Genomic DNA, 26,769 nt, shown 5'->3' on the forward strand with positions numbered 1-26,769 from the left:
GGAGGAAACGCCCAAGAAGGGCAACAGGACCGCGACGCCATCGCGTTCCTGCGATGCACAAACTACAGTGCGGCGCACAAAAGACAAGGATCGTTCTTGCCGCAGATCCTGCTTTAGGCGCATGGCACCCCCGCCGAAACGGGGGGCTTCGCTCACTGGTCCGACAGGAGCTTCGCGATCTCAGCCTTGAGCGGGCCGGCGAGGTCCGGGCGCTCCAGGGCGTAGGCGACGTTGGCGGTGAGGAAGCCCAGCTTCGAGCCGGTGTCGTAGGTCCGGCCCTCGTAGCGCATGCCGTAGAACGATTGCTCGGCCATCAGGTCGATCATGGCATCGGTGAGCTGGATCTCGCCGCCCGCGCCCTTCTTGCCGTGCTCCAGAATGCCGAAGATCTCGGGCTGCAGGATGTACCGGCCGGAGATGATGTAGTTCGACGGCGCGGTGCCCTGCTTGGGCTTCTCGACCATGCCGGTGATCTCGAAGGTCTGGCCGAAGGTGTCGCCGACGCTGACGATCCCGTACTGATGCGTCTCCTCGGGGGCGACCTCCTCGACGGCGATGACGTTGCCGCCATGCCGCTCGTAGGCGGCGAGCATCTGGCCCATGCAGCCCCGGCTCAGCATGTCGGGCAGCAGCACGGCGAAGGGCTCGTCGCCGACGATCTCGCGGGCGCACCACACGGCGTGGCCGAGGCCCAGCGGCGCCTGCTGCCGGGTGAAGCTGGTCTGGCCCGCCTTGGGCAGGTCCTTCTTCAGCTCATCATAGGCAGCCTGCTTGCCGCGCTCGACCAGGGTCTTGTCCAGCTCGTAGGCGATGTCGAAATGGTCCTCGATCACGGCCTTGCCGCGGCCGGTGACGAAGATGAAATGCTCGATGCCCGCCTCGCGCGCCTCGTCCACGACGTGCTGGACGACCGGCCGGTCCACGACGGTCAGCATTTCCTTGGGAACGGCCTTGGTCGCCGGCAGGAAACGCGTGCCCAGGCCCGCGACGGGGAGGACGGCCTTGCGGATCGGTTTCATCGTGCGTTGGCCCTGAAGCGATAGAGTTGAGGATGGACCCGACGATGAGACAGACCGCAACGGTCATCGCAAGGTCCGTTTCATGATACTGCCCAGCAGTCCGCCGTAAATATATCGGCGGACGCTACGTGTAGCGTTAATTCTCGGCTTCAACGGAGACAATGCGATGGCGGTGCTGGTGACAGGCGGGGCCGGGTATATCGGCAGCCATATGGTGCTCGCGCTGCTGGATGCCGGACACGAGTCGGTCGTGGTGCTCGACGACCTCTCGACGGGCTTCGATTGGGCGGTGCCGGAGGGTGTGAGCCTCGTGGTGGGCGATGTTGCCGATCAGGACCTCGTCACCCGCACCATCCGCGAGCACAAGATTGACGCGCTGGCCCATTTCGCGGCCAAGATCGTCGTGCCGGAATCGGTATCGGACCCGCTGGGCTACTACCTCGCCAACACGGTGAAGACCCGGGCGCTCATCGAGGCGGCGGTGAAGGCAGGCGTGCGCCACGTCATCTTTTCCTCCACGGCGGCCGTCTACGGCGAGCCGGAGGTGGTCCCAGTAACGGAGACCGTGACCCTCAACCCGATCAATCCTTACGGCCGCTCCAAGCTGATGAGCGAGTGGATGATCGCGGATGCCGCCGCTGCGCTCGGCTTCACCTACGTGGTGCTGCGCTACTTCAACGTCGCCGGGGCCGATCCGAAGGGCCGCTCGGGTCAATCGACCCCGAACGCGACGCACCTCATCAAGGTCGCGACCCAAGCCGCCCTTGGCCAGCGGGAACGCCTCGACGTCTACGGCACGGATTATCCGACCCCGGACGGATCGTGCCTGCGCGATTACATCCAAGTGACGGACCTCGCCGAAGCCCATCGCCTCGCCCTCGACTATCTCCGGGGGGACGGCGAAAGCCTCGTGCTGAATTGCGGCTACGGACTCGGCTATTCGGTGCTGGAAGTGGTCGAGGTGGTGAAGAAGGTATCCGGCAAGGACTTCCCGGTGCGCATCTCCCCCCGTCGGCCGGGAGACCCTGCGCGGATCGTGGCGGCGGCGGACAAGATTCGCGACCGTCTCGGCTGGGTGCCCCGTTACGACGACCTGCAGACCATCGTGACCCAGGCCCTCGCCTGGGAGGATCACCTCAGCAAGCGCAACCGGGTCTGAGCCATGCGCCATCTCGCGGCGTCCCTCGTCGCCGTCGCGTTGCTGGCTGCCGCGCCGGCTTCGGCCAAGCCGGAGGGAGGCCCGTCCTTCGCGGGCTTCCTCGCCGACCTGCGCCGGGACGCCGCCGCGCGCGGGGTGTCGGACGCGACCTTCGCGGCGGCCTTCCGTGACGTGAAGGGTCCCGACTCGTCCGTCCTCGCGCGGACGAAGAAGCAGGGCGAGTTCAGCCGCCCGGTCTGGGACTATCTCGTCGGGGCGGTGACGCCGGGGCGGATCGCGCGGGGCCGGGCGCGGGCTCAGGCCCTCGCCGCGACCCTGAGGGGCATCGAATCGCGCTACGGCGTGCCTGAGAGCGTCGTGCTGGCGATCTGGGGCGTGGAGTCGGATTTCGGCGCCAGCGCCGGGACGATCTCCACCGTGAAGGCCCTCGCCACCCTCGCCGCCGCCGGCCATCGCGGCGACCTGTTCCGGAACGAATTGCTCGACGCGCTCCAGATCCTGCAGCGCGGTGACATCACCCCGGCGGCGATGAGCGGGAGTTGGGCTGGGGCGATGGGGCAGGTGCAGTTCCTGCCCTCGACCTATCTCGGCCATGCAGTCGATTTCGACGGCGACGGACGGCGCGACATCTGGCGGGACGATGCCGACGCCCTCGCCTCGATCGCGGCCTACCTCAAGGATCTCGGCTGGAACCCTGCCGTCTCGTGGGGATATGAAGTGCGGCTGCCGGACGATTTCGACCTCAGCCGCTATGCCGGCGACCTGTCGGATTTCGCCGCGCGGGGTGTGGCGCGGGCCGATGGCGGCGCCCTCCCCCGCTCCGGGAAGGCGAGCCTGTTCCTGCCGGGCGGGCGCGGCGGGCCGGTCTTCCTGCTCACCGACAATTTCGAGGTGATCCGGGGCTACAACACCTCCGATTCCTACGCCCTCGCCGTGGGCCATCTGGCGGATCGTCTCGCGGGCGGCCCGGCCCTCGCCGCGCCCTGGCCGGCTGCCGCGCCGCGCCTCGACGGCGCCGGCATCAAGGCGCTGCAGCAGGGCCTCGCCGGCAAGGGCTTCTACCAGGGTGAGGCGGACGGCCGGGCCGGGCCGAAATTGCGCGAGGCGGTGCGCCGCTACCAGATCGATGCGGGACTTCCGGCAGACGGCTACGCCTCGCCCGCCTTGCTCGCGCATCTCAGGGGGCGGTGAACCATCGCAGGCCCGCGCGCTTAGACGGCGCAGGTTCGTTCCGCTATCGTGGGCGCTTCCTCCGGGTGCGCTGGACGGAAGGCGTGAGCGTATGACGAGATCCTTCTCTCCCCTCTCCCTGGCGGCCGTGTTCGCCCTGATGGTGCTGGCGCCGGGTGAGGCCGCCGCCCAATGGGGCGACGGCTATTCGGATCCGCGCGGCGGCTACTATCAGGCGCCCCCCCGCCGCCGGCCGCGCGACGCCTATTATCGCGATGACGGCGCCTACAATCGCCCGCCGCGCTACGCGCCGCAGCCCGAGCCGCAGCGCCAATTCTACTGGCCGTGGGAGGACCGTCCGCAGCAGGCCGCGCCGCAGCCCGAGCGTGCCTATCGCCCGCCGCCGCCACGCCAGCGCAACTACGGCACCGCCGACAGCCAGCGGTCCCCGAGCGTCCAGCGCCGCCCACAGCGGGTGCGCCCGCCGGAGCCGCCGAAGGCCGTCGCCGCCAAGACCGATCCCAGCGTGCAGATCGCGGTGTTCGGCGATTCCCTGGCCGACCATCTCGCCAAGGGCCTGGACGACGCCTTTGAGGACAATTCCGATATCGCCGTGGTCGACCGGGCAAAGGGCGATAGCGGCCTCGTCCGCAAGGATGTGGTCGATTGGCCGAAGGTGGCCGACGATTACCTGACCGCCAACCCCAAGGTCCGCTACGGGCTCGTCATGGTCGGCGCCAACGACCGCCAGCCGATCAAGGACGGCGACGCGACGGTCGATCCGCTGACAGACCGCTGGAAGGAGCTCTACCGCGCACGGGTCGAGGCCTTGGTGAAGCCCTTCACCGACCGGAAGATTCCCCTGATCTGGGTCGGGCTGCCGCCGATGCAGAGCCAGAGCCTGACCCGCGACCTCGCCGCAATCAACGACGTGGTGCGGGAGACGGTGACGAAGGCCGGCGGGACCTATGTCGACATCTGGCCCGGCTTCGTGGACGACCGCGACCGCTATACCGCGTCGGGTCCCGACCCGGAGGGGCAGATCGCGAAGCTGCGCACCTCGGACGGCGTGCATTTCACCAAGGCCGGCAACCGCAAGCTCGCGCATTTCGCCGATATCGAGCTGAAGCGGCTGATGGGAACGGCCGCGCCGTCCCTGCCCGAGCAGCCCGCCACGGCGGCCGTCGCGCCGGGTGTGCCGGCCGGCGTGCCGGGAGCGAGCCTCGACGGTGGCGACGCGCAACCGGGCGACACGGCGGCCATCGACCGCCAGATCACCGCGATGCTGCCAAGCCTGCCCGAGCCCGCCGGGATACCCGCCTTGCCGGTGAAGCCGGCGGCGGGACCGGTCGTGCCGCTGCTGCGCAACGAGACATCGCCCGGCGGCGCTTTGCTGAGCGGCCGCCCCCAGGAAGGCGATTCGATGGGAACGGTCGAGCGCACCCTCCAGCGCGGAAACGCCCCCGCCCCGCAGCCGGGACGGGCCGACGATTTCCGCTGGCCGCCCGGCTGAGTTCCTGCCGCCTCAGCGCGGCAGGACGCTGGCGCCCATGAGCGCTTCGTCGATGGCGCGGGCGGCCTGACGGCCCTCGCGGATCGCCCAGACGACCAGGGACTGGCCGCGACGCATGTCGCCCGCCGCCCAGATCTTCGCATCGGAGGTGCGGTAATCCTCCTCGTTGGCCGTGATGTTGCCGCGCTTGTCGACGGTCACGCCGGACTGCTCGACGAGCCCCTTCTGCACCGAACCGGCGAAGCCGATCGCCATAAAGACGAGATCGGCCGGCAGGACGAACTCCGAGCCCGGGATCGGCTGGCGTTTGGCATCGACGCGGGCGCAGACCACCCCGGTCAGCACGCCCTTCTTGTTACCTTCGAGGCGCAGAGTAGCCGCCTGGAACTCGCGCTCGGCGCCCTCGGCCTGGCTGGACGAGGTCCGCATCTTGGTCGGCCAGTAGGGCCACACGGTCAGCTTGTCTTCGCGCTCCGGCGGGCGCGGGCGGATGTCGAGCTGCGTCACCGACAGGGCGCCCTGGCGGAAGGCCGTGCCAACGCAATCGGAGGCCGTATCGCCGCCGCCGATCACCACAACGTTCTTGCCGTTCGCCAGGATCGGCGCCTCGCCGTTGCCGCGCATCGGCTCCTGGCCGACCCGGCGGTTCGACTGAACGAGGTAGGGCATCGCGTAATGGACGCCCTCCAGCTCCTGGCCCGGCAGGTTCGGGTTGCGGGGATCCTCGGCGCCGCCGCAGAAGATCACCGCGTCGAACTTAGCCTTCAGCTCCTCGACCGACTTCGTGACGCCGATGTTCTCGTTGTAGTGGAAGACGACGCCTTCGGCCTCCATCTGCTTCACGCGCCGGTCGATGTGGCGCTTCTCCATCTTGAAGTCCGGGATGCCGTAGCGAAGCAGGCCACCGGCCTTCGGCTCGCGCTCGAAGACGTGGACGTCGTGCCCGACGCGGGCAAGCTGCTGCGCCGCCGCCATGCCGGCCGGGCCGGAGCCGATCACCGCGACGCGCTTCCCGGTGCGGATCTCCGGCACCTCGGGCTTGATCCAGCCCATGTTCCAGGCGCGATCCGCGATGGCCTGCTCGATCGTCTTGATGGCGACCGGCTGGTTCTCAAGGTTCAGCGTGCAAGCTTCCTCGCACGGGGCGGGGCAGATGCGACCCGTAAACTCGGGGAAGTTGTTCGTGGAATGGAGGTTGCGTGAGGCCTCCTCCCAATCCGACTGGAAGACGAGGTCGTTCCAGTCCGGGATCTGGTTGTGGACCGGGCAGCCAGTCGGCCCGTGGCAGAACGGGATGCCGCAATCCATGCAGCGGGCCGCCTGCTTGGTGAGGTCATGCTCGTCCAGCGGGAGCGTGAACTCGCGGAAATGCCGAACGCGGTCGGCGGCGAGTTGGTACTTCTGCTCCTGCCGATCGAATTCGAGGAAGCCCGTGATCTTGCCCATCGATCAACCCTTGAGGCCGTCGCGGATCGTCCGATCCGGGGCCTGAAATTAGTGCTGGCTCCGGCGCGCGGCCCTTTCCGCGCGCCGACTGGTCGCAGCTGGATTACTCCGCCGCCACCGGCATCCGCGCCATCTCCATCTCGCGCAGCGCCCGGCGGTACTCCACCGGCATCACCTTGACGAACTTGGTGCGATAGCTCGCCCAATCCTCAAGGATCGCCTTGGCCTTCGGGCTGCCCGTGTACTTCAGATGGTTGGTGATGAGCTGGCTCAGCCGCTCCTCGTCGTGGCCCGACATGTCCGCGAGGATGTCGACTCGGCCCTTGGTCTCAAGGTCGCCGTCCTGGTGGAAGCGACGCATCAGGTCGTCCTCCTCCTCGACGGGCTCCAGATCCACCATCGACAGGTTGCAGCGCTTCGAGAATGAGCCGTCCTCATCGAGCACGTAGGCAAGGCCGCCCGACATGCCCGCCGCGAAGTTGCGCCCGGTCTCACCGATGGACACCACCACGCCGCCGGTCATGTACTCGCAGCCATGGTCGCCCATGCCCTCGACCACGGCGATGGCGCCTGAGTTGCGCACGGCGAACCGCTCGCCGGCCGAGCCACGGATGTAGCACTCGCCCGCGATGGCCCCGTAGAGCACGGTGTTGCCGACCATGATCGTCCGCTCGGACGGCGACTTGAGCGCGTCGCTCGGCCGGATGATCAGCTTGCCACCCGACAGGCCCTTGCCGACGTAGTCGTTGCCGTGGCCGGTCAGTTCGAGGGTCACGCCCGCCGCCGCCCAGGCGCCGAAGCTCTGGCCGGCGGTGCCCGAAAGCTGCACCTTGATCGTGTCGTCGGGCAGACCGTCATGGCCGTGCGCCTTGGCGACCTCGCCGGAGAGCATGGCCCCCGCCGCCCGATCCGAATTGCGGATCGTGTCGGTGAGAACCACCGGCTCGCCGTTGGCGATGGCATTCCGCGCGCCTTCGATCAGCCGCCGGTCGAGGACGGTGTCGATCGGGTGATGCTGCCGCTCGACATGGCGGATCGCCATCTCGGGGCCGACATCCGGCCGGTGGAACAACTTCGTGAAGTCGAGGCCCTTCGCCTTCCAGTGGGAGATGGCCGCGACCTTGTCGAGAATGTCCGAGCGGCCGACCACCTCTTCGAGCTTCGTGAAGCCGAGGGCGGCCAGGATCTCCCGGACCTCCTCCGCCACGAAGAAGAAGTAGTTCACCACGTGCTCGGGCGTGCCCTTGAAGCGCTTGCGCAGGACGGGGTCCTGCGTCGCCACGCCCACCGGACAGGTGTTCAGGTGGCACTTGCGCATCATGATGCAGCCGGCCGCGATGAGTGGCGCGGTCGAGAAGCCCATCTGGTCCGCGCCGAGCAGGGCCGCGACGATCACGTCCCGCCCGGTGCGGAGGCCACCATCCGCCTGAAGGGCGACGCGCCCGCGCAGACCGTTGAGGACCAGCGTCTGCTGGGTCTCGGCGAGGCCGGTCTCCCACGGGCCACCCGCGTGCTTGAGCGAGGTGAGCGGCGCCGCGCCCGTCCCCCCGTCGAAGCCCGAGATGGTGATGTGGTCGGCCCGCGCCTTGGCGACGCCCGCCGCGACGGTGCCGACGCCGACCTCGGAGACGAGCTTCACCGACACGTCCGCCGATGGGTTCACGTTCTTCAGGTCGAAGATCAGCTGGGCCAGATCCTCGATCGAGTAGATGTCGTGGTGCGGCGGCGGCGAGATCAGGCCGACGCCCGGCGTGGCGTAGCGGACCTTGGCGATCTTCGCATCGACCTTGTGGCCGGGCAGCTGGCCGCCCTCGCCGGGCTTGGCGCCCTGGGCCACCTTGATCTGCATCATGTCGGAGTTGACGAGGTATTCCGTCGTCACGCCGAACCGGCCCGATGCCACCTGCTTGATGGCCGAGCGCCGCGAGCGCCCGTCCGGCAGGGGCTTGAACCGCTCGACCTCCTCGCCGCCTTCGCCCGAGTTCGAGCGACCGCCGAAGGAGTTTAGCGCGATCGCCAGCGTCTCGTGCGCCTCCTTGGAGATGGAGCCGTACGACATGGCGCCGGTGGCGAACCGCTTCACGATCTCGGCGGCCGGCTCGACGGCATCCAATGGCACCGGAGCCCGACCGAGTTCATCGGCGGACTTGATACGGAACAGGCCGCGCAGGGTCTTGAGCTGGTTCTCCTGCTGGTTCACCAGCTTGGCGTATTCCCGGTAGCGCTCGGGCACGTTCATGCGCACCGCGTGCTGCAGGGTCGCCACCGTGTCCGGCGTCCAAGTGTGGACCTCGCCGCGCAGGCGGTAGGCGTACTCACCGCCGACATCCAGCGCGTTCCGGTAGACGGGGGCATCGCCGAAGGCGTCGCGGTGACGGCGCACCGTCTCCTCCGCAACCTCGGCCATGCCGACGCCCTCGATGGTCGTCGCCGTGCCGAAGAAGTCGCGGGCCACGAAGGCCGAGTTCAGGCCCACCGCGTCGAAGATCTGCGCGCCGCAATAGGACTGGTAGGTCGAGATGCCCATCTTGGACATGACCTTCAGCAGACCCTTATCGATGGCCTTGATGTAGCGGTAGATGATCTCGTCGTCGGTGAGGTCCGGCGGGAACTCGTCCTTCATTTCGATCAGGGTTTCGAAGGCGAGGTACGGGTTGATCGCCTCCGCGCCGTAGCCGGCGAGGCAGGCGAAGTGATGCACCTCACGCGGCTCGCCGGACTCGACCACGAGGCCGACCGAGGTGCGCAGCCCCTTGCGGATCAGGTAGTTGTGCACGGCCGCCGTCGCGAGCAGCGCCGGGATCGGGATGCGATCCGGCCCGACCGCCCGGTCGGTGAGCACGATGATGTTGTAGCCGCCGCGCACCGCCGCCTCGGCGCGGTCGCAAAGACGGTCCAGCGCCCCCTCCATGGCCGCCGCGCCATTCTCGGCGGGGTAGGTCATGTCGAGGGTCTTGGTGTCGAACCGGTCCTCGAAATGGCCGATGGAGCGGATCTTCTCCAGATCGCCGTTGGTCAGAATCGGCTGGCGGACTTCCAGCCGCTTGCGGCGGGAGGCCCCCTCCATGTCGAGCAGGTTCGGCCGCGGGCCGATGAACGAGACGAGGCTCATCACGGCCTCCTCGCGGATCGGATCGATCGGCGGGTTCGTCACCTGCGCGAAGTTCTGCTTGAAGTAGGTGTAGAGCAGCTTCGACTTCTCGGAGAGCGCCGAGAGCGGCGTATCCGTGCCCATCGAGCCGACCGCCTCCTGGCCGGTGACGGCCATGGGCTGCATCAGCAGCTTGAGGTCTTCCTGCGTGTAGCCGAAGGCCTGCTGGCGATCGAGCAGGTTGACGTCGCCGCGCGACTCGCGCGGCTGCACCGGGCGCAGGTCCTCCAGCACGATCTGGGTGTTCTTCACCCAATCGGCATAGGGATGCGCCTGGGCGAGCTCGCCCTTGATCTCCTCGTCAGAGACGATCCGGCCCTTCTGCAGGTCGATGAGCAGCATCCGGCCCGGCTGAAGGCGCCAGGACTGGACGATCTTCTCGTCCGGGATCGGCAGAGTCCCGGCCTCAGACGCCAGCACGACCAAGCCGTCATCGGTGACGATGTAGCGCGCCGGGCGCAGGCCGTTCCGGTCGAGCGTCGCGCCGATCTGCCGGCCATCGGTGAAGGCAACGGCGGCCGGACCGTCCCACGGCTCCATCAGGGCAGCGTGGTACTCGTAGAAGGCGCGCCGCTCCTCATCCATGAGCGGGTTGCCCGCCCAGGCCTCGGGGATCAGCATCATCATCGCGTGGGCGAGCGGATAGCCGCCCATCACGAGGAATTCGAGCGCGTTGTCGAAGCAGGCGGTGTCGGACTGACCCTCGTAGGAGATCGGCCACAGCTTCGAGATGTCGTTGCCGAACAGGTCCGAATCGACGCTCGCCTGCCGGGCGGCCATCCAGTTCACGTTGCCACGCAGGGTGTTGATCTCGCCGTTATGCGCCACGAAGCGATACGGGTGAGACAGCCGCCAGGTCGGGAACGTGTTGGTGGCGAAGCGCTGGTGCACAAGCGCCAGCGCCGAGACGAACCGCTCGTCCTTCAGGTCGAGGAAGTAGTTCCCGAGCTGATTCACCAGCACCATGCCCTTGTAGACGATGGTGCGGGTCGAGACCGAGACCGGATAGAACTCCTTCATCCGTTGGTCGTCGTGCTTGTAGATGGTGTTCGAGATCGCCTTGCGGGCGACATAGATGCGCCGCTCGAACGCATCCTGGTTCGACACCGAAGCCGGGCAGCCGATGAAGACCTGCCGGTGGCAGGGCTCCGTCGCGAGCACCGCCTTGCCGAGATCGGACGAATCGACCGGCACGTCGCGCCAGCCGAGCAGGGGCAGACCCTCGGCCGCCAGCGTCGAGGCGACGATGCCCTCGATCACCCGGCGCGGCTGCTCGGCCTTCGGCAGAAAGAGCTGCGCGATGGCGTATTGCCCGGCGGGCGGAAGCTCGAAGCCCAACCGCGAGCACTCCTCCGCGAAGAAGGCGTGCGGGATCTGCGTGAGGATGCCGCAACCGTCGCCCATCTTCGGGTCCGCGCCGACGGCGCCCCGGTGGTCGAGGTTTTCGAGGATCTTCAGGCCCTGCTGCACGATGGAGTGGCTGCGCCGGTCGTGCATGTCGGCGATGAAGCCGACGCCGCAGGCGTCACGCTCATGGGCGGGGTCATACGCGCCCTGGGCTTTCGGGAAAGCAGGGTCGCGCACGATGAGCGGCGCCGTGGTGGCGCCGCGGGGAGCGTTCGGCTCGGGGGCGAAACCGCGTCCAGCCATGCTTCCTCTCGTCCTTCCCTCGTCACGAGCCGCGCCCGATCCTTCGGGTTCCGCCAGCAGGTTTCGTGCCTCGATATCACCTTCGACCGGCCGGAGCGCAAAAGACGCAGGAGGCCGCCCCGTGTGGCGGTGCCCGGAGGCCCGCTCGCACAACAGCGGCGCGGTCTCTTCTGCCGACGATTGCGCCCGCGCGCGACGCGCGATCAAGGCGAATGGGACAGTGCTACTGTCCTAATCGACGAAGTTGGCAGATTGGAGTGGTTTCAGCAAGGGCTCCAGCGCTTTGCCGGGGTTGCGACCTGTGGTGGTTGCACTTCGAGCGCGATACGGCCGACGCCATTCGCAATATCGCCAGAATCGGCTTGTCTACGGAAGGGGCCGAGCACAAGCGGCATGCGGGGCAACGACCTCGCCGGCATGGCCGAGAACCGGGCGAACCGGGCGGGCCATGCCGGAACCGGACTACCCGGCCGGGTCTCCAGAAACGGGAACGAATGTGATGAGCGTGAGCGCCAATCCGATGAGCGCCAAGCTGCGATCCCGCGCGCTGCGGGCTGCCCTTCTGTCGGTGGGCCTCGTCGCGGCCTCGGCCGGCGGCGCAAGCGCGCAGGGCTTTGCCCGGACCTTCTTCGAGGATGACGTTTTGCCGCCGCGCGTCATCGCGTGGCGTCTGGCCGACCGGGGCTTCACCGGGGTGACGCGTCCGCGCTACGACGGCCGCTTCTATCTCGTGGATGCGATCAGCCCCGCCGGCATGCCGGTGCGCGTCGTGGTCGATCCGACCAGCGGCGCCATCGTCGGCCGCGAGCGGATGCCGGGCCAGGAGGTCTATGCGCGCCTCGAACGACCGCCCGTCCGCTCCATGCCCGGCTATGGCTGGACAGAGGAGGACGTCGCCCGGCCGCCACAACCCGCGCCTTATGAACCCGGACCGTCCGCCCGCCAGCCGCGTCGGCCCGGCGCCGAGGCCGTGCGTCCGCCCGAGGGCAATCCCCTCGGCCTGAACCCCGATGGCGGCCACCGTGCCGAACCGCCGCGCAAGGTCGCCCGCACTAGCCCGACCAAGGTGCCGGAGAAGCCGTCCCTCGCCAAGGTGAGTCCCGTCGCCCCCGCGCCGAAGCCGGTGCCGGAAGCGGCGCAGCCCCCGGCCGAACCCGCGACCCCGGCGGCCAACGCGAACACGCCGGCCGAGCCGAAGCCCATCGCGGCTGCCGCGCCGAAGCCGGATTGGAAGGACCCGCCCGCCGAGGGCAAGCGCAACGTCCGCGTGATCGGCGGCGCAACCGTCGTGCCGGGTACACCCGGGAAGGACGGCGAGGCCTCTCAGTAACCCTCAGCGAACCAGTCTCTCGCCGCCCGTAAAGACGGTGAGGGAATCGGAGCGGGCGATGGCGCACAGGGTGATCCCGTGGTCGTTCGCCCGTTCGAGGGCGAGCGAGGTCGGCGCCGAGATCGCGACCACCATCCCCGCCCCGAGCCGGGCCGTCTTCTCCACCATCTCGAAAGAGCAGCGGCTCGTGATGACGAGGAATCCCTCGGCCGGGTCGGTGCCGGCCCGCATCATCGCGCCGATGAGCTTGTCGAGGGCGTTGTGGCGGCCGACATCCTCGCGCACCGCGAGCAATGTCCCATCGAGGAGCGCCCACGCCGCCGCGTGGACCGCCCGCGTCGTCGCGCCGAGCGTCTGCGCCGAATCGAGGGCTCCAAGCGCCTTGGCGATCGACGCAACCGGCACGCGCAATGACAGGCTTTGACGGGTCTCGGCGCGCGGCAGGGAGTCGAGATCTTCGATCCCGCAGACGCCGCATCCCGTCCGTCCGCTGATCGCGCGCTTCCTGGCGAGGTGTTCGCGCAGCCGGCCGGGGGCGAGTTCGACCAGGAGACGGAGTCCGTCTTCGACCTCCTCGACTTGGACGTCGCGGATCTCCGAAGCGTCCTCGACGATGCCTTCGGTTAAGCTGAAGCCATAGGCGAAATCTTCCAGATCGCCCGGCGTGGTCATCATGACAGCATGCGGCACGCTGCCGTAGACGAGGTTGACTGGCGCCTCGACGGCAAGCGCCCTCGTCCCTTCGCGAAATGCCATTTGGGCGTAGTCGACCACACTCATCTGTGCATCGACGGAAAGAAGCGACTTCTGTTGCTGTTGCGCGACGCTTCCAGCCTTTGGAAAGCCCTCCATGCGACGCTTGGGTGGTTGCACCACGATCGTCCTTGTGATCTGAAGCCATCCGCGGAAGCCCGTTCAGTGACTGATCGGGCATTCCGTCAGGTCGGCGATGGTCCCCGCGCAGTCAAGACGGGGCGAACGACCTGCAGCGAATGGACGGGGAGCCATGAGAGGAATGCGGACGGTGCGGACGATCACCAGGTCCTTGACGACCTTGCCGTTCCTCGGCGCATTGCTTGCGGGCGCCGCTCCGGCCTCGGCCGCCGGGTTCGGCCAGCCTGTGCCGTGGGAGATGAGCCGGCAGATCCCGGTCACGGAAAACGCCCGCGACATCCTGAATTTCGAGATCGGCCTGCACTGGCTTTCGCTGGCGATCTCACTCTTCGTGCTGGGCCTGATCCTGTGGTGCGTGTTCCGCTTCGGCGAGAAGCGCAACCCGACTCCCTCGCGCTTCACCCACAACACCGCCATCGAGGTCGCCTGGACCATCGTCCCGGTTCTGATCCTCGTCGCCGTCGCGATCCCCTCGTTCCGCCTGCTGCGCACGCAGCTCTCGGACCCGAAGGCGGACATGATCGTGAAGGTCATCGGGCACGCGTGGTACTGGTCCTACGAGTATCCGCAGACCGAGCAGGGCGGCGGCTTCACGTTCGACGCCAACATCGACGAGGACAAGCAGCCCCGCCTGCTGCAGACCGACAACGAGATGGTCGTCCCGGTGAACAAGGTCGTGAAGATCCAAGTCACCGCCGCCGACGTGCTGCATTCCTGGGCGATGCCGGCCTTCGGCTTCAAGATCGACGCCGTTCCGGGCCGCCTGAACCAGATGTGGTTCCGCGCCGAGAAGGAAGGCACCTTCCACGGCCAGTGCTCCGAGCTGTGCGGCCAGCGGCACGCCTACATGCCGATCGTCGTGCGCGTCGTCAGTGACCAGGCCTACGCGGAATGGCTGAAGGAGGCCAAGACCAAGTACGCCGCCATCGACAACGGCAAGAGCTTCGCCGAGGCGCGCTGACCCGCGCCCGGCCTCCGCAACGCACCCGTCCATCCTTAAGGCACGTCTCAGATGGCAACACACGCCACCCATGCCGGGGCCCATGACGCCCACGACCACCACATGCCGGGGTTCTTCGCCCGCTGGTTCCTCTCGACGAACCACAAGGACATCGGCACGCTGTACCTGCTGTTCGCGTTCTGCGCGGGCATGATCGGCGCCTTCCTCTCCTTCGGCATCCGCATGGAGATGGAACAGCCCGGCCTGCAGTACTTCTCCAACCCCGCGACGTATAACGTCTTCGTCACGGGCCACGGCCTCATCATGGTGTTCTTCATGGTGATGCCCGCCCTGATCGGCGGCTTCGGGAACTGGTTCGTGCCGCTGATGATCGGCGCGCCGGACATGGCGTTCCCGCGCATGAACAACATCTCGTTCTGGCTCACCGTCGCGGGCTTCTGCTCGCTGCTGTGCTCGCTGTTCGTCGAAGGCGCCCCCGGCGCCAGCGGCGCCGGCACGGGCTGGACTGTCTATCCGCCGCTCTCGACCGCCGGCCATCCCGGCCCGGCCGTCGACTTCGCGATTTTCGCCCTGCACCTGTCCGGCGCTGGCTCGATCCTCGGCGCCATCAACTTCATCACCACCATCCTGAATATGCGCGCCCCCGGCATGACGCTGCACAAGATGCCGCTCTTCGCTTGGGCCGAGCTGGTCACCGCGTTCCTGCTGCTGCTCTCGCTGCCGGTGCTCGCGGGCGCCATCACGATGCTGCTGACCGACCGCAACTTCGGCACGACGTTCTTCGACCCGGCCGGCGGCGGTGATCCGATCCTGTACCAGCACCTGTTCTGGTTCTTCGGTCACCCCGAAGTGTACATCATGATCCTGCCGGCCTTCGGCATCGTGTCGCACATCATCGCGACGTTCTCGCGCAAGCCGGTCTTCGGCTACCTCGCGATGGCCTACGCGATGGTCGCCATCGGCGTCGTGGGCTTCGTGGTGTGGGCTCACCACATGTACACGGTCGGCCTGTCGCTCCAGACCCAGTCCTACTTCGTGTTCGCCACCATGGTGATCGCGGTGCCGACGGGCGTGAAGATCTTCTCCTGGATCGCGACCATGTGGGGCGGTTCGATCCGCTTCACCGCCGCGATGCACTGGGCGGTGGGCTTCATCTTCCTCTTCACCGTCGGCGGCGTGACCGGCGTGGTGCTCGCCAACTCGGCGGTCGATAAGTACCTCCACGACACCTACTACGTGGTGGCGCACTTCCACTACGTGCTGTCGCTCGGCGCCGTGTTCGTCATCTTCGCCGGTGTCTACTACTGGTTCCCGAAGATGACCGGCCGCATCATCCCGGAATGGGCCGGCAAGCTGCACTTCTGGCTGGCCTTTATCGGCGCGAACATCCTGTTCTTCCCGATGCACTTCCTCGGCCTCGCCGGCATGCCGCGTCGCTATGCCGACTATCCGGAAGCCTTCGCCGGCTGGCATAAGGTTTCCACCTACGGCGGCCACATCTTCGGCCTCGGCATGTTCGTCTTCGTCATCGGCGTCGTCCTGGCGTTCCGGTCGAAGGAGCGGGCTGCGGACAATCCGTGGGGTGAGGGTGCCACCACCCTGGAATGGACCCTGTCCTCTCCTCCGCCCTTCCACCAATTCGAGACCCTGCCCCGCATCATCGACGAGCCGGGCGTCCACTAAGACATCCAACGCCGGGGGCCGTTCGCGGCCCCCGCCCTTCCCCGGAGGCCGCCTCGCGCGACCTCCCGGCAAGGGCGCCCCGGGGCCGATTGCCGGGGGACGCGGGCCGCAGAGCCCCGACACCTTGAACGGACTTGCACCTGAGTGACGACCCCGTGGCGCATGCCGCCCCGTGGTCGCGGGCCGAGCAGCAGCGAACCTGATGACGAGTGCCACCAACACCCTGAGCCCTGCGGTCGCGTCCGTCGGCGGCGACGTTCCGGACTACTTCGCCCTGCTGAAGCCGCGGGTGATGGTGCTCGTGATCTTCACGGCGCTGGTCGGGATGAGCGTGTCGCACGGCCATGTCTCGCCGGCCATCGGCGCGATCTCGCTCTTCGCCATCGCGGTGGGCGCGGGCGCCTCGGGCTGCCTCAACATGTGGTGGGACGCCGACATCGACGCGGTGATGACCCGCACTTCGAGCCGGCCGATCCCGGCCGGCAAGATTACCTCCAGCGAGGCGCTGGGCTTCGGCCTGTTCCTTTCCGTGGCGTCGGTGATGGTGCTCGGGCTGGCCGCGAATTGGCTCTCGGCGGCGCTCCTCGCCTTCACCATCGTCTTCTACGCCGTGATCTATTCGATGTGGCTGAAGCGGGCGACCGCGCAGAACATCGTCATTGGCGGCGCGGCGGGCGCTTTGCCCCCGGTCATCGGGCAGGCGGTCGTCACCGGACAGGTCGGCATCGAGTCGCTGGTGCTGTTCGCCATCATCTTCATCTGGACGCCGCCGCACTTCTGGGCGCTGGCGCTCATCAAGGCCGGTGAGTATGCCCGCGCCGGCATCCCGATGATGCCGAACGTCGCCGGCCCGGATTCGACTCGCCGCCAGATCGTCTGGTACTCGCTCTTCCTGGCGCCGCTCGGTCTCGTTCCGGTGGCCCTCGGCTTCGGTGGCCTGCTCTACGCCGTGGTCGGCACCGTGGGCGGGGTCGGCATGGTGGCGCTCAGCGTCCGCGTGCTGAAGAACAAGACCGGCGAGGCCGAGAAGAAGGCCGCTATGGGCCTGTTCGGCTTCTCGATCCTCTATCTCTTCGCGCTGTTCTCGGCGCTGCTGGCCGAGCAGAGCCTCGGCCTGTTCCGCGCGGTCGTGGCCTGAGCCATGATGCCGGATCCGAAGGTCGAGTATCGTCCGCTTACCCCAGAAGAAGAAGCGCGCCGCCGCAAGCGTTCGGTGGCGATTGCCCTGGCGCTGGGCGCGATGGTCCTGCTGTTCTTCGTGCTGACCATCGCGAAGCTCGGTCCGCAGGTTCTCAACCGGCCGCTCTAGAGGGAGACGCGATGACTGCCCTGTCCCCCGGCCCCTCCCCTCGCCCCCCGACGACACGCGGTGCCGCCCGCACGGCGGTGATCTGCGCGGGTGTGGCCTTCGGGATGGTCGGCCTCGCCTACGCGTCGGTGCCTCTCTACAACGCCTTCTGCAAGGCGACGGGCTACGACGGCACACCCCGGCAAGGCCCTGCCCTGTCGGTCGCCGCCGCGCACAGCAACGACAGCATGGTCGTCCATTTCGACACCAACGTCGCCCCCGGCCTGCCATGGAAGTTCGCGCCGGAGGCGAACCAGGTCGAGGCCAAGCTCGGCGAGACCAAGACCGTCTTTTTCCGCGTGAAGAACGCCAGCGACAAGCCGACGACGGGTGTCGCGACCTTCAACGTCCAGCCCGGCCTGATGGGCGGCTACTTCGTGAAGGTGGCCTGCTTCTGCTTCAACGAGCAGACGCTGCAGCCGGGCGAGACCATCGACGTGCCGGTGGTTTTCTACGTCGATCCGGCCGTGCGGGACGATTCGAACACGGCTCATCTGTCCGAGATGACGCTGTCGTACACGTATTTCGCCTCGAAGAACGGGCAGCCGGTGACGGCGTCCGTGGCCAACACGGCACCGTCGGGGACGAAACGCGATTTCTGATCGCGGGCGCGTGACAATAAGGGCCCGGAGCGATTAAAGCTGCGGGTAAGCTGGGCAAGAGCGGTGGTGCCGGAAGGGCTTACACCGCCGCGTGAGGAGCGACGGGACGATGGCTGAGGCGCACGCCAAGAATCACGACTTCCATATCCTCGCGCCGAGTCCGTGGCCGCTGATCGGTGCCTTCTCCGGGTTCCTGATGGCGTTCGGCGCCGTGTTTTGGATGAAGAGCCTGCAGATCGGCACGCTGTCGCCGGGGCCCTACGTGTTCGGCCTGGGTACGGTCGGCGTTCTCTACACCATGTACTCGTGGTGGAAGGACGTCGCGCACGAGGCCGATGCCGGCGATCACACGCGCGTCGTGCAGCTCCATCACCGCTACGGCATGATGATGTTCATCGCCTCCGAGGTGATGTTCTTCGTCGCGTGGTTCTGGGCCTTCTTCGAGGCCGCCCTCTACACCGCCGACCCGATCCAGGTGTCGCGCGTGGAGTTCACCGGCGGTGTCTGGCCGCCGAAGGGCATCGAAGCGTTCGACCCGTGGCACCTGCCGCTGCTCAACACGCTGATCCTGCTCACCTCCGGCACCACCATCACCTGGGCGCACCACGCCCTCCTCGAGGGGGACCGGAAGGGCCTGAAGTACGGCCTGTGGCTGACGATCGTCCTCGGCGTCATCTTCACGGCTTGCCAGGCCTTCGAGTACAGCCACGCCGAGTTCGGCTTCGCGGGCAGCATCTACTCGTCGACGTTCTTCATGGCGACGGGCTTCCATGGCGCCCACGTCATCATCGGCACCATCTTCCTCGCCGTCTGCCTGATGCGGGCCTATGCCGGCTCCTTCACGCCCAAGCAGCATCTCGGCTTCGAATTCGCCGCCTGGTATTGGCACTTCGTCGATGTGGTGTGGCTGTTCCTCTTCGCCGCCATCTACGTATGGGGCTCGGGAATCGGTCACGCGGCCCACTGACGGGCGTCGCTTCGAAAAGAACACTGATCCAAACACATGACGGGGCGGCTTTGGCCGCCCCTTCTTCGTTCCGCGGCGATCCCTTATCTCAACGACAGACTCAACGTACTGGATCGCCATGCCCACCCCCCCGCCGATACCGACAGGTTTGCGCGGTGCCTGTCCGCGCTGCGGCGAAGGCCACCTGTTCCAGGGCTATCTCGCGCTGCGGCCCCGCTGCGAGGTCTGCCACCTCGATTACTCGGGCTTCGATTCGGCGGACGGGCCGGCCTTCTTCGTCATGTCGATCGTCGGCCTCATCGTCGTCGGCACCGCCCTGTGGCTGGAGATCAGCTACGAGCCGCCGATCTGGGTACATGCCCTAGTGGCGGGCACCCTCTCCATCGGCTTGAGCCTGCTGTTGGTGCGTCCGCTGAAGGGGCTGCTGATCGCGCTGCAGTTCAAGAACAAGGCCGAGGAGGGCCGCTTCGAGCTGTGAGCGGTATTCGGGCCGGTGCTTGGCGCGATCTGATCGCGCCGGGTCTGTCTGCTTTGATCGCGCTGGCGATTCTGATCGGCCTCGGGACGTGGCAGGTCGAGCGCAAGTCATGGAAGGAGGGCTTGATCGCTCGGATCATCGCTCAATCCAGGGCCGAGCCGGTGGCGCCGCCCGCCGCGACGGCCTGGGATCCGGGCGACGAGTTCCGGCATGTGCGCGTCTCGGGCCATTTCCTGAACGATAAGGAGACGCTGGTTCACGGCCTCGCCGCAGGCGAGACGCCGGGACGGGCGCTTCAGGGCTACTACGTCATCACCCCCTTCGTGCGCGACGAAGGCGGCACAATCCTCGTCAATCGCGGCTTCGTCCCGACGGAATTGAAGGCGCAGGCCGACCGTGCCGCAGGGCTGACCGAGGGTGAGACCAACGTCACCGGTATCCTGCGGGCGAGCGAGCCGCGCGCGATGTTCGTGCCGGCGCCGGATCCCGCGAAGGGCGAATGGTTCAACCGCGACGTAGCGGGCATTGCCGCCGCGCGGGGGCTCAGCGACGTCGCGCCCTACCTGATCGAGGCCGATGCGGTGCCGGGCCAGACGACGTGGCCGCGTGGCGGCCAGTTGCGCGTCGACTTGCCGAACAACCACCTGCAATATGCCTTCACGTGGTACGGCATCGCCGCCTGCCTCGTGGGCGTATTCGGCGTGTTCGCGTGGCGGCGGCTGCACGAGCCGGCCTGACCCACCCCGTTTCTGCATACATTTGGACAAGAGAACGAACCGCCCTCGCAGACGTGGGGGCGGTGGCAGGTCGTACCGGTTCGTCGTTCGAAAAGAGCCGAACGTTCCTTTGACGGGATGAAAGAGGCTGGCGATACTCTGACTGTCGGATCAACCGAAGTACTTCAGCGGACGCCATGAGACGGCGCGATGTACTTCGCCCCTCAGAAGGACATCGCCGCGCCATGAGCATTCGTCGCGAGCACACCGATTCCGAACCCGTTCGTTTCGCCTATTGGGTGCCGAACGTGTCCGGCGGCCTCGTCATCAGCCGTATCCCGCAACGGACGAGCTGGGACGCGGAATACAACCGCAAACTGGCACAGATCGCGGAAGACGCGGGGATCGACTACGCGCTCACGCAGATCCGCTTCACTGCCGGCTACGGGGCCGAGTACCAGCACGAGTCGGTGGCCTTCAGCCACGCCCTTCTCGCCGCCACGACCAAACTGAAGGTCATCGCCGCGATCCTGCCCGGCCCGTGGAACCCGACGCTCGCCGCCAAGCAGATCGCCACGATTTCGCAGCTGACGAGCGGGCGCATCGCGGTGAACATCGTCTCGGGCTGGTTCTCCGGCGAGTTCCGCGCCATCGGCGAGCCCTGGCTCGACCATGACGAGCGCTATCGTCGCTCGGAAGAGTTCATCCGCTCCCTGCGGGGGATCTGGACGCAGGACAACTTCACCTTCCGCGGCGATTTCTACCGCTATACGAACTACACGCTGAAGCCGAAGCCGGCCGAGCCCCTGCCGGAGATTTTCCAGGGCGGCTCGTCGCGGGCGGCGCGGGACATGGCCGCGCGGGTCTCCGATTGGTATTTCACCAACGGCAACACGCCGGAGGCGATCCGCACGCAGGTCGATGACATCCGCGCCAAGGCGGCCGAGAGCGGCAACGCGCCGAAGATCGGCGTGAACGCCTTCGTCATCGCCCGCGACACCGAGGAGGAGGCCCGTGGCGTCCTTGACGAGATCATCACCCATGCCGACCCGGATGCGGTGAAGGCGTTCGGGCACGAGGTGAAGAACGCCGGCAAGGCGAGCCCCGAGGGCGAGGGCAACTGGGCGAAATCCACCTTCGAGGATCTGGTCCAATACAATGACGGGTTCCGCTCGAACCTGATCGGCACGCCGGACCAGATCGCGGAGCGCATCATCGCCCTCAAGGATGCAGGCGCCGACCTCATCCTCCTGGCCTTCCTGCATTTCCAGGAAGAGGTGGAGTATTTCGGCCGGGAGATTCTGCCGAGGGTCCGCGCCTTGGAAGCGGCCCGTCAGGTGGCGCCCGCCGCCGCTGCGGCTTGAGCGCGGAGGCTGCCATGACCATCGCCCTCGCCCCTCACTCCCTCGGCGGCAGCGCGGCCGGGGTGCCCGGGCCGCCCAAACCCACGACACCGGCCCACGTGATCCGCGACGACGCGGAGGCGATTAGGGTCGCCACCCGCCTCGCCGCCGAGATCCGCTTGGGCGCGTCCGAGCGGGACCGCGACGCGGTGCGGCCTCTGCGCGAGGTCGATGCCTTCTCGCAGAGCGGCCTCTGGTCCATCAACGTGCCCAAGACCCATGGCGGGCCGGAGGTGTCCTACCGGACTCTGGCGCGGGTCATCGCCATTGTCTCGGCGGCGGACCCGTCCGTCGGTCAGATCGCCCAGAATCATCTCGGGATCGTCGCAGCGATCAGAACCGTCTCGGACGAGGCCCAGAAGGCGCTCCTGTTCGGGGAGGTGCTGCGCGGCGTCCGCTTCGGCAACGCCTTCTCGGAACGGGGCACGAAGCGCGCCGCAGATTTCGAGACCCGCTTCGTGGACGACGGCGACCACGTCGTCGTGCGCGGACAGAAATTCTACGCGACGGGCGCCCTTCTCGCGCATCTCGTTCCCATCGTCGCCGTCGATGGCGAGGGGCGCGCGTGGTACGCCATCGCAGAACGGGATGCGCCGGGCCTTACGGTGATCGACGATTGGTCCGCCTTCGGCCAGCGTGGCACGGCGAGCGGCACGGTGCTCATCGAGGATGTGCGGGTGCCGAAGACACACCTCGTCCCGGCCTGGAAGGGCTACGAGGGGCCGCGTACGGACGGGGCGGTGTTCCAGATCATCCAGGCGGCCATCGATGCCGGCATCGGCCGCGCCGCGCTCGATGACACCATCGCCTTCGTGCGGGAGAAGGCCCGGCCATGGATCGACAGCGGGCAGGAGCGCGCAGCGGACGATCCCTATACGATCCAGGCCATCGGCGACCTCACCATCCGCCAGCACGCCGCCGAGGCGCTGCTCGACCGGGCGGGCGAGGCGCTGGACGCCGCCATCGCCACGCCGGATGCGGAGACGGTCGCCGCCGCCCAACTCGCGGTGGCGGAGGCGAAGGTGCTCACTACCGAGATCGCGCTGGCCGCGTCGAACAAGCTGTTCGAGCTCGGGGGCACCCGCTCGACCCTCGCCGCCGAGAATCTCGACCGGCACTGGCGCAACGCCCGAACCCACACGCTGCACGATCCGGTGCGCTGGAAATACGCCATCGTCGGCAACCACGCGCTCAACGGCGTCAACCCGCCGTTCCACGCCTGGAGCTGAGTCCGCCCGCGTCAGAGCACCGGCACGCCGCGCGCCTTGGCCTTGTCGCCGGGCTCGACATGGATCGTCACCACGGTGCCGGGAATCGTGGTGGCGAGGGCATCTTCTAGGCGGTCGCAGATGCAATGCGATTCCGCGACCGTCATCTCCCCCGGCACGACGAGGTGGAAATCCACGAAGGTCGCGCTGCCGGCGGAGCGGGTGCGCACGTCGTGCGCCTCCAGCGCGCCCTCCCCGTGCTGCGAGATGAGGGCGCGGACCTGCCCGACCACCTCGGGCGACGCGGCCTTGTCCATCAGCCCATCGACCGACTCGCGGACCATGCGGTAGCCGGACCACAGGATGTTCAGCGCGACGAGGCCCGCGATGGCCGGATCGAGTACCGGCATCCCGGTGAACCACACCGCTGCCACGCCGCTGAGCACGCCGATCGAGGTCAACACGTCGGCGAAGATGTGCCGGGCGTCGGCGATCAGGGCGGGCGAGCGCCATTCCCGGCCCCAGCGCAGCAGCGCCCACGCCCACGCGGCGTTGATGACGCCCGCGACGGCGTTGATCGCCAAGCCGGCGGCGGGGGCATCGAGGGGCTTCGGATTAAGGAAGCCATTGTAGGCCTCCCGCAGGATCAGGAGGGCGGCCACGATGATGAGCGCGCCCTCGATCACCGCCGAGAAGAACTCGGCCTTGTGGTGGCCGTAGGGGTGGTCCTCGTCGGCCGGCTGGGCGGCGATGCGCAACGCGATGAACGCCCCTGCCGCCGCGACCACGTTGATGATGCTCTCCAGCGCATCGGAATACAGCGCGAGGCTCCCGGTGAGCCAGGCGGCGTAGAATTTCAGCGCCGTGACGGCGACGCCGATCCCCGCGCTGAGCAGGGCGGCTTGCTGCGAGCGTTCCATGGTCGAACCGTGTGGGTGAACGCCGGCTGCATATCCGACGACACCCCCGGAAGACCATGGCAAAGCTTCGAGTGCCGGGAATACCTCTTAGCCCAGGCTTAATTCGGTGGGCGTGTCGGGTGCCGGATCCCGGCGCGCGGCCTCCCGGCTGCGGCTGCGTTCCGCCTGGGCGCGGGCGCGCTCGGCCTTGCGGAGGAAGCCGCGCTTTTGCCAAGCGAACCGGGCCTTGGTGGCCAGGGCGTCGAGGCGGGCTGCCTCGCGCGACCAGTAATCCACGAGTTGGCCGTCGAGGGTCACCCGCAAACGCGCTGTCTTGCGGTCCATGACATCACTCCTTCGGTGAGGGAGGTTCACTCGTCTCTTCGATCGTCAGGGCATCGGGCTCGCTGCCGAAGCTTCCGATCCCGGCGTCGCGCACCGGAACGGTGGGGCTGCCATAGGGCTCGCTCGGATAGGCTTCCTGGAACCGCGACCGTGCCTCGTCGGGGTCATCGGCCTTCAGGACGATCTGCTCCGTCCCCGGCAGGGGCCAGCGCGGGTCGGCGGGATCGCGCGGACGCACGGCGTACCACGGCATAGGCTCGCTCCTCCGGCCGCGCGTTCGTTTGGATCAGGCGTGGCGGCGACCAAGCATTTAAGTCCGACGGCGCGATTCGGTTCGGCCTGCTTGATCCGAAGGGTGTTCCGTCCCACCTCCTCCGCGACTGCACCGGGCCGGGGTGACGGCCTGCAACGAGGACGTGCGATGATCGATCTGCATTATTGGCCGACGCCGAATGGCCACAAGGTCACGATGTTCCTGGAAGAGGCCGGGCTGCCCTACACGATCAAGCCTGTGAACATCGGCAAGGGCGAGCAGTTCAATCCGGACTTTCTCAAGATTGCCCCGAATAACCGCATGCCGGCCATCGTGGATCACGAGCCGAAGGGCGGCGGCACGATGAGCCTGTTCGAATCGGGCGCGATCCTCCTCTACCTCGCGGAGAAAACCGGGCGCTTCATCCCGCAGGAATTGTACGGCCGCTACGAGGTGCTGCAATGGCTGTTCTGGCAGATGGGCGGCCTCGGCCCGATGCTCGGACAGAACCACCATTTCAATCAGTACGCGCCGGAGAAGATCGAATACGCGATCAAGCGCTACGTGAACGAGACCAACCGGCTCTACGGCGTCCTCGACCGTCGCCTCGCCGACCGTGAGTTCGTGGCGGGGCCGGATTACACCATCGCCGACATGGCCTGTTACCCGTGGATCGTCCCGTGGGAGAAGCAGGGTCAGGACCTCGACGAGCACCCGCACCTGAAGCGCTGGTTCCATGCCATCGCGGAGCGGCCCGGCACCAAGGCGGCCTACGCCCACGCGCCGAAGATCAACCCCGATTTCGGGAAGACCATGAGCGAGGACGCCAAGAAGATCATGTTCGGGCAGACCGCCTCCCTCACGCCCCGCTAGGCCATGCGCCGAAGCCGCGCCGCCCTCCTCGCCCTCGGCCTCGCGGCCCATCCCGTCGGGGCCTACGCCGCCTCGGCGGACAACCTCGCCTCGCTGTGGCGGACGCTCGGCGCCTGCGCCACGCTCGACGGCGTGCCACCGGGGGCGGTGGGCTCGGAAGTGACGGTGCTGTTCAGCCTGAAGCGCGACGGCTCGCTCCTCGGCCAGCCGCGCATCACCCATTCCCGCCTCGTCGGGACGGGTGACGAGCAGCGCGGCTTCATCGCGGCGGCGCTCGGTGCGGTGTCGCGCTGCCTGCCGATGGCGATCACCGACGGGCTCGGCGGGGCCATCGCCGGGCGCCCGCTGAGCCTGCGATTGACGAGCAAGAGACCCGAACGGGCACTCTGAAGCCGATCCTCACGACATCCTTATCGCGGCCGGCGGCTCGCCCCCTCGAACCCTCATGCCAATAGGCTCACATGGGGTGCGGCGTCCTCAGAGGATCGCGTGAACCCCTCCCCCCATCCATGTCACCCACTCTTCTCGTCAGCGCCACGCCGGCGCCCATGAACACCTTCGTCGTCGGCCAGGATTCCCGGGGGCGCTGGGTCGCCGTCGAGATCCATGGGCGCGGCAGCGGCCTGTTCCGCGACCGGCAGGCCGCGTTCCACTACGCCTGTGTCGAGACGGGCCGCCGGCCCGACGCGGTGCTCGTCTCCGGCGAGCGCATCGAACTCCGCACCTGATCGTCGGCGCGTCGGGGACGCGAAGCCGGGCGTGACCGCGCATGTCGGGCAGGCCGAGATCGAGGATGACGAGGCGGGCGAGGGGCGGTTCGGGTTCGCATCAGACCTCTGGCATTGGGTCAGGAGCGGAAAAATTTTTGTGGCGAGGTTCGACACCTCAATGCGCGACGTCACCAAGGTCCGCACTAAATCCTCGTAGAAGTATCGCCCCTTGGCGACGCGGGGCACCTCGAAAAGGGCCGCCTCCAGGCTGATGCCGAGATCGAGGCCGAAGCCGCACAAGGATCGTATCAAGATCGATGAAACAGGCTCGTGCCTGGGGCGTTCATGACGGCAACACACTCGAAAACGAGGTTATACCCGCCATGACGAAGACGTTTGCCGCAACCGCCATCCTGTTTCTGCTCGGCACCAGCCTCGCCTTTGCCCAGACCACGACGACCACGGGCACGACGGGCGACATGAAGGACATGAAAGAGTGGCAGGTCGCCAAGATCGCCAAGGTCGCCCTGCCGCAGGCGATCAACACTGCCGAGATGCAGGGTGAGGAGAAGGGCGGCCGCGCCATCGACGCCGACTTCGAGAAGGCCGACAGCAAGGACCCGGTGCATTACGCCGTGAAGGTCGTCTACCCGAGCGGCAAGCTCGTTGAATACGGCATCAACGCCGACACCGGCGCGGTCTACAAGACCGAGAACCAGCCGATCGAGCGCTACTTCACCTTCCTGACCACGAAGAACTTCAACGAGGCGAAGACGACCCTGAAGGACGCGCTCGCCATCGCGGAGCAGAAGGCCGGTGGCGGCAAGGCCTACGAGGCCGAGGTGTCTAAGGACGGCAAGGCCGTGCAGTACGAGATCAAGGTCGCGGGTGCCGACAAGGAGCAGACCGTGAAGGTCGGGCCGGACGGCAAGGTCGTCGACTGATCGTGTGACAAGCGGCCCCGGACCAGTGCCGGGGCCGCCTCGTATGA

26 protein-coding genes are annotated in these 26,769 nt (G+C 67.6%); 19 read left to right on the forward strand and 7 right to left on the reverse strand.

Annotation, left to right across the window (positions count from 1 at the left end; genetic code table 11):
* Nucleotides 1-152: 152 nt before the first annotated feature.
* Complete coding sequence (locus AAHF99_RS17460; protein WP_342165775.1) at nt 153-1,019, reverse strand: UTP--glucose-1-phosphate uridylyltransferase; 867 nt, start codon at nt 1,017-1,019, stop codon at nt 153-155.
* A gap of 166 nt (nt 1,020-1,185) precedes the next feature.
* On the opposite strand from AAHF99_RS17460, the gene galE reads away from it, so the two are divergent.
* The 3 genes from galE to AAHF99_RS17475 all read left to right on the forward strand — a co-directional run bounded on the left by galE (nt 1,186) and on the right by AAHF99_RS17475 (nt 4,861).
* Nucleotides 1,186-2,178 (forward strand): UDP-glucose 4-epimerase GalE, encoded by a 993-nt coding sequence (galE, locus tag AAHF99_RS17465; protein WP_342165776.1) that lies wholly within the window; start codon nt 1,186-1,188, stop codon nt 2,176-2,178.
* 3 nt (nt 2,179-2,181) lie between these two features.
* On the forward strand, nt 2,182-3,369 hold the full coding sequence (locus AAHF99_RS17470; RefSeq protein ID WP_342165777.1) for a lytic murein transglycosylase: 1,188 nt from the start codon (nt 2,182-2,184) through the stop codon (nt 3,367-3,369).
* Between the two features lie 91 nt (nt 3,370-3,460).
* Nucleotides 3,461-4,861: an SGNH/GDSL hydrolase family protein gene (locus AAHF99_RS17475; RefSeq protein WP_412759904.1), complete on the forward strand. Its 1,401-nt coding sequence runs from the start codon at nt 3,461-3,463 to the stop codon at nt 4,859-4,861.
* Between the two features lie 12 nt (nt 4,862-4,873).
* Here the strand turns inward: AAHF99_RS17475 and AAHF99_RS17480 are convergent, their stop codons facing one another.
* Nucleotides 4,874-6,307 (reverse strand): glutamate synthase subunit beta, encoded by a 1,434-nt coding sequence (locus tag AAHF99_RS17480; protein ID WP_342165778.1) that lies wholly within the window; start codon nt 6,305-6,307, stop codon nt 4,874-4,876.
* A 103-nt stretch (nt 6,308-6,410) separates the two neighbouring features.
* Nucleotides 6,411-11,108: a glutamate synthase large subunit gene (gene gltB, locus AAHF99_RS17485; RefSeq protein WP_342165779.1), complete on the reverse strand. Its 4,698-nt coding sequence runs from the start codon at nt 11,106-11,108 to the stop codon at nt 6,411-6,413.
* A gap of 499 nt (nt 11,109-11,607) precedes the next feature.
* Here gltB and AAHF99_RS17490 point away from each other — a divergent pair, with 499 nt between their 5' ends.
* Nucleotides 11,608-12,438, forward strand: coding sequence for a chromosomal replication initiator protein DnaA (locus AAHF99_RS17490; RefSeq protein ID WP_342165780.1), 831 nt, complete (start codon nt 11,608-11,610; stop codon nt 12,436-12,438).
* Nucleotides 12,439-12,441: 3 nt separating this feature from the next.
* On the opposite strand, the gene fdhD is transcribed toward AAHF99_RS17490, so the two are convergent.
* Nucleotides 12,442-13,218 carry a formate dehydrogenase accessory sulfurtransferase FdhD gene (fdhD, locus tag AAHF99_RS17495; RefSeq protein ID WP_412759905.1) on the reverse strand — a complete coding sequence of 259 codons (777 nt, stop codon included), beginning with the start codon at nt 13,216-13,218 and terminating at the stop codon, nt 12,442-12,444.
* 235 nt (nt 13,219-13,453) lie between these two features.
* Here fdhD and coxB point away from each other — a divergent pair, with 235 nt between their 5' ends.
* From coxB to AAHF99_RS17545, 10 genes are all read left to right on the forward strand, one after another.
* A complete protein-coding gene (gene coxB / locus AAHF99_RS17500) occupies nt 13,454-14,293 on the forward strand; it encodes a cytochrome c oxidase subunit II (protein WP_342165827.1) in 840 nt (279 codons plus the stop codon).
* 51 nt (nt 14,294-14,344) lie between these two features.
* Nucleotides 14,345-15,976: a cytochrome c oxidase subunit I gene (ctaD, locus tag AAHF99_RS17505; protein ID WP_243955624.1), complete on the forward strand. Its 1,632-nt coding sequence runs from the start codon at nt 14,345-14,347 to the stop codon at nt 15,974-15,976.
* A gap of 202 nt (nt 15,977-16,178) precedes the next feature.
* Nucleotides 16,179-17,114: a heme o synthase gene (locus AAHF99_RS17510; protein ID WP_342165782.1), complete on the forward strand. Its 936-nt coding sequence runs from the start codon at nt 16,179-16,181 to the stop codon at nt 17,112-17,114.
* Nucleotides 17,115-17,120: 6 nt separating this feature from the next.
* The gene (locus AAHF99_RS17515) at nt 17,121-17,285 is read left to right on the forward strand and encodes a hypothetical protein (RefSeq protein WP_243955622.1); all 165 of its coding nucleotides are present in this window, start codon (nt 17,121-17,123) and stop codon (nt 17,283-17,285) included.
* A gap of 11 nt (nt 17,286-17,296) precedes the next feature.
* On the forward strand, nt 17,297-17,926 hold the full coding sequence (locus AAHF99_RS17520; RefSeq protein WP_243955621.1) for a cytochrome c oxidase assembly protein: 630 nt from the start codon (nt 17,297-17,299) through the stop codon (nt 17,924-17,926).
* A gap of 109 nt (nt 17,927-18,035) precedes the next feature.
* Nucleotides 18,036-18,893, forward strand: coding sequence for a cytochrome c oxidase subunit 3 (locus AAHF99_RS17525; protein ID WP_342165783.1), 858 nt, complete (start codon nt 18,036-18,038; stop codon nt 18,891-18,893).
* 118 nt (nt 18,894-19,011) lie between these two features.
* On the forward strand, nt 19,012-19,371 hold the full coding sequence (locus tag AAHF99_RS17530; RefSeq protein ID WP_243955617.1) for a DUF983 domain-containing protein: 360 nt from the start codon (nt 19,012-19,014) through the stop codon (nt 19,369-19,371).
* Nucleotides 19,368-20,108, forward strand: coding sequence for an SURF1 family protein (locus tag AAHF99_RS17535; protein WP_342165784.1), 741 nt, complete (start codon nt 19,368-19,370; stop codon nt 20,106-20,108). The genes AAHF99_RS17530 and AAHF99_RS17535 overlap by 4 nt, the downstream gene beginning before the upstream one ends.
* A gap of 224 nt (nt 20,109-20,332) precedes the next feature.
* Complete coding sequence (gene sfnG / locus AAHF99_RS17540; RefSeq protein ID WP_342165785.1) at nt 20,333-21,451, forward strand: dimethylsulfone monooxygenase SfnG; 1,119 nt, start codon at nt 20,333-20,335, stop codon at nt 21,449-21,451.
* A gap of 14 nt (nt 21,452-21,465) precedes the next feature.
* The gene (locus tag AAHF99_RS17545) at nt 21,466-22,719 is read left to right on the forward strand and encodes an SfnB family sulfur acquisition oxidoreductase (RefSeq protein ID WP_342165786.1); all 1,254 of its coding nucleotides are present in this window, start codon (nt 21,466-21,468) and stop codon (nt 22,717-22,719) included.
* Between the two features lie 11 nt (nt 22,720-22,730).
* On the opposite strand, the gene AAHF99_RS17550 is transcribed toward AAHF99_RS17545, so the two are convergent.
* From AAHF99_RS17550 to AAHF99_RS17560, 3 genes are all read right to left on the reverse strand, one after another.
* Entirely contained in the window at nt 22,731-23,618 is an 888-nt protein-coding gene (locus tag AAHF99_RS17550) for a cation diffusion facilitator family transporter (protein WP_342165787.1), read from the reverse strand.
* An 87-nt stretch (nt 23,619-23,705) separates the two neighbouring features.
* Nucleotides 23,706-23,942, reverse strand: coding sequence for a hypothetical protein (locus tag AAHF99_RS17555; protein ID WP_342165788.1), 237 nt, complete (start codon nt 23,940-23,942; stop codon nt 23,706-23,708).
* A gap of 4 nt (nt 23,943-23,946) precedes the next feature.
* A complete protein-coding gene (locus tag AAHF99_RS17560; protein ID WP_342165789.1) occupies nt 23,947-24,195 on the reverse strand; it encodes a hypothetical protein in 249 nt (82 codons plus the stop codon).
* 168 nt (nt 24,196-24,363) lie between these two features.
* Here AAHF99_RS17560 and AAHF99_RS17565 point away from each other — a divergent pair, with 168 nt between their 5' ends.
* The 5 genes from AAHF99_RS17565 (at nt 24,364) to AAHF99_RS17585 (ending at nt 26,722) form a co-directional block, all read left to right on the forward strand.
* Nucleotides 24,364-25,068: a glutathione S-transferase N-terminal domain-containing protein gene (locus AAHF99_RS17565; RefSeq protein WP_342165790.1), complete on the forward strand. Its 705-nt coding sequence runs from the start codon at nt 24,364-24,366 to the stop codon at nt 25,066-25,068.
* A 3-nt stretch (nt 25,069-25,071) separates the two neighbouring features.
* Entirely contained in the window at nt 25,072-25,458 is a 387-nt protein-coding gene (locus AAHF99_RS17570; protein WP_342165791.1) for a hypothetical protein, read from the forward strand.
* Nucleotides 25,459-25,577: 119 nt separating this feature from the next.
* Nucleotides 25,578-25,796: a hypothetical protein gene (locus AAHF99_RS17575; RefSeq protein ID WP_342165792.1), complete on the forward strand. Its 219-nt coding sequence runs from the start codon at nt 25,578-25,580 to the stop codon at nt 25,794-25,796.
* Between the two features lie 31 nt (nt 25,797-25,827).
* Nucleotides 25,828-25,995 (forward strand): hypothetical protein, encoded by a 168-nt coding sequence (locus AAHF99_RS17580; RefSeq protein ID WP_342165793.1) that lies wholly within the window; start codon nt 25,828-25,830, stop codon nt 25,993-25,995.
* 166 nt (nt 25,996-26,161) lie between these two features.
* Entirely contained in the window at nt 26,162-26,722 is a 561-nt protein-coding gene (locus AAHF99_RS17585; RefSeq protein WP_342165794.1) for a peptidase M4, read from the forward strand.
* Nucleotides 26,723-26,769: the final 47 nt, after the last annotated feature.

The organism is Methylobacterium litchii (assembly GCF_038442315.1).
GTDB lineage: Bacteria > Pseudomonadota > Alphaproteobacteria > Rhizobiales > Beijerinckiaceae > Methylobacterium > Methylobacterium litchii.

Coding starts and splice junctions, on each gene's coding strand:
- AAHF99_RS17460 (WP_342165775.1), bottom strand. CDS start 1,019: ATGAAACCGATCCGCAAGGCCGTCCTCCCCGTCGCGGGCCTGGGCACG.
- galE (WP_342165776.1), top strand. CDS start 1,186: ATGGCGGTGCTGGTGACAGGCGGGGCCGGGTATATCGGCAGCCATATG.
- AAHF99_RS17470 (WP_342165777.1), top strand. CDS start 2,182: ATGCGCCATCTCGCGGCGTCCCTCGTCGCCGTCGCGTTGCTGGCTGCC.
- AAHF99_RS17475 (WP_412759904.1), top strand. CDS start 3,461: ATGACGAGATCCTTCTCTCCCCTCTCCCTGGCGGCCGTGTTCGCCCTG.
- AAHF99_RS17480 (WP_342165778.1), bottom strand. CDS start 6,307: ATGGGCAAGATCACGGGCTTCCTCGAATTCGATCGGCAGGAGCAGAAG.
- gltB (WP_342165779.1), bottom strand. CDS start 11,108: ATGGCTGGACGCGGTTTCGCCCCCGAGCCGAACGCTCCCCGCGGCGCC.
- AAHF99_RS17490 (WP_342165780.1), top strand. CDS start 11,608: ATGAGCGTGAGCGCCAATCCGATGAGCGCCAAGCTGCGATCCCGCGCG.
- fdhD (WP_412759905.1), bottom strand. CDS start 13,218: ATGAGTGTGGTCGACTACGCCCAAATGGCATTTCGCGAAGGGACGAGG.
- coxB (WP_342165827.1), top strand. CDS start 13,454: ATGCGGACGGTGCGGACGATCACCAGGTCCTTGACGACCTTGCCGTTC.
- ctaD (WP_243955624.1), top strand. CDS start 14,345: ATGGCAACACACGCCACCCATGCCGGGGCCCATGACGCCCACGACCAC.
- AAHF99_RS17510 (WP_342165782.1), top strand. CDS start 16,179: ATGACGAGTGCCACCAACACCCTGAGCCCTGCGGTCGCGTCCGTCGGC.
- AAHF99_RS17515 (WP_243955622.1), top strand. CDS start 17,121: ATGCCGGATCCGAAGGTCGAGTATCGTCCGCTTACCCCAGAAGAAGAA.
- AAHF99_RS17520 (WP_243955621.1), top strand. CDS start 17,297: ATGACTGCCCTGTCCCCCGGCCCCTCCCCTCGCCCCCCGACGACACGC.
- AAHF99_RS17525 (WP_342165783.1), top strand. CDS start 18,036: ATGGCTGAGGCGCACGCCAAGAATCACGACTTCCATATCCTCGCGCCG.
- AAHF99_RS17530 (WP_243955617.1), top strand. CDS start 19,012: ATGCCCACCCCCCCGCCGATACCGACAGGTTTGCGCGGTGCCTGTCCG.
- sfnG (WP_342165785.1), top strand. CDS start 20,333: ATGAGCATTCGTCGCGAGCACACCGATTCCGAACCCGTTCGTTTCGCC.
- AAHF99_RS17545 (WP_342165786.1), top strand. CDS start 21,466: ATGACCATCGCCCTCGCCCCTCACTCCCTCGGCGGCAGCGCGGCCGGG.
- AAHF99_RS17550 (WP_342165787.1), bottom strand. CDS start 23,618: ATGGAACGCTCGCAGCAAGCCGCCCTGCTCAGCGCGGGGATCGGCGTC.
- AAHF99_RS17555 (WP_342165788.1), bottom strand. CDS start 23,942: ATGGACCGCAAGACAGCGCGTTTGCGGGTGACCCTCGACGGCCAACTC.
- AAHF99_RS17560 (WP_342165789.1), bottom strand. CDS start 24,195: ATGCCGTGGTACGCCGTGCGTCCGCGCGATCCCGCCGACCCGCGCTGG.
- AAHF99_RS17565 (WP_342165790.1), top strand. CDS start 24,364: ATGATCGATCTGCATTATTGGCCGACGCCGAATGGCCACAAGGTCACG.
- AAHF99_RS17570 (WP_342165791.1), top strand. CDS start 25,072: ATGCGCCGAAGCCGCGCCGCCCTCCTCGCCCTCGGCCTCGCGGCCCAT.
- AAHF99_RS17575 (WP_342165792.1), top strand. CDS start 25,578: ATGTCACCCACTCTTCTCGTCAGCGCCACGCCGGCGCCCATGAACACC.
- AAHF99_RS17585 (WP_342165794.1), top strand. CDS start 26,162: ATGACGAAGACGTTTGCCGCAACCGCCATCCTGTTTCTGCTCGGCACC.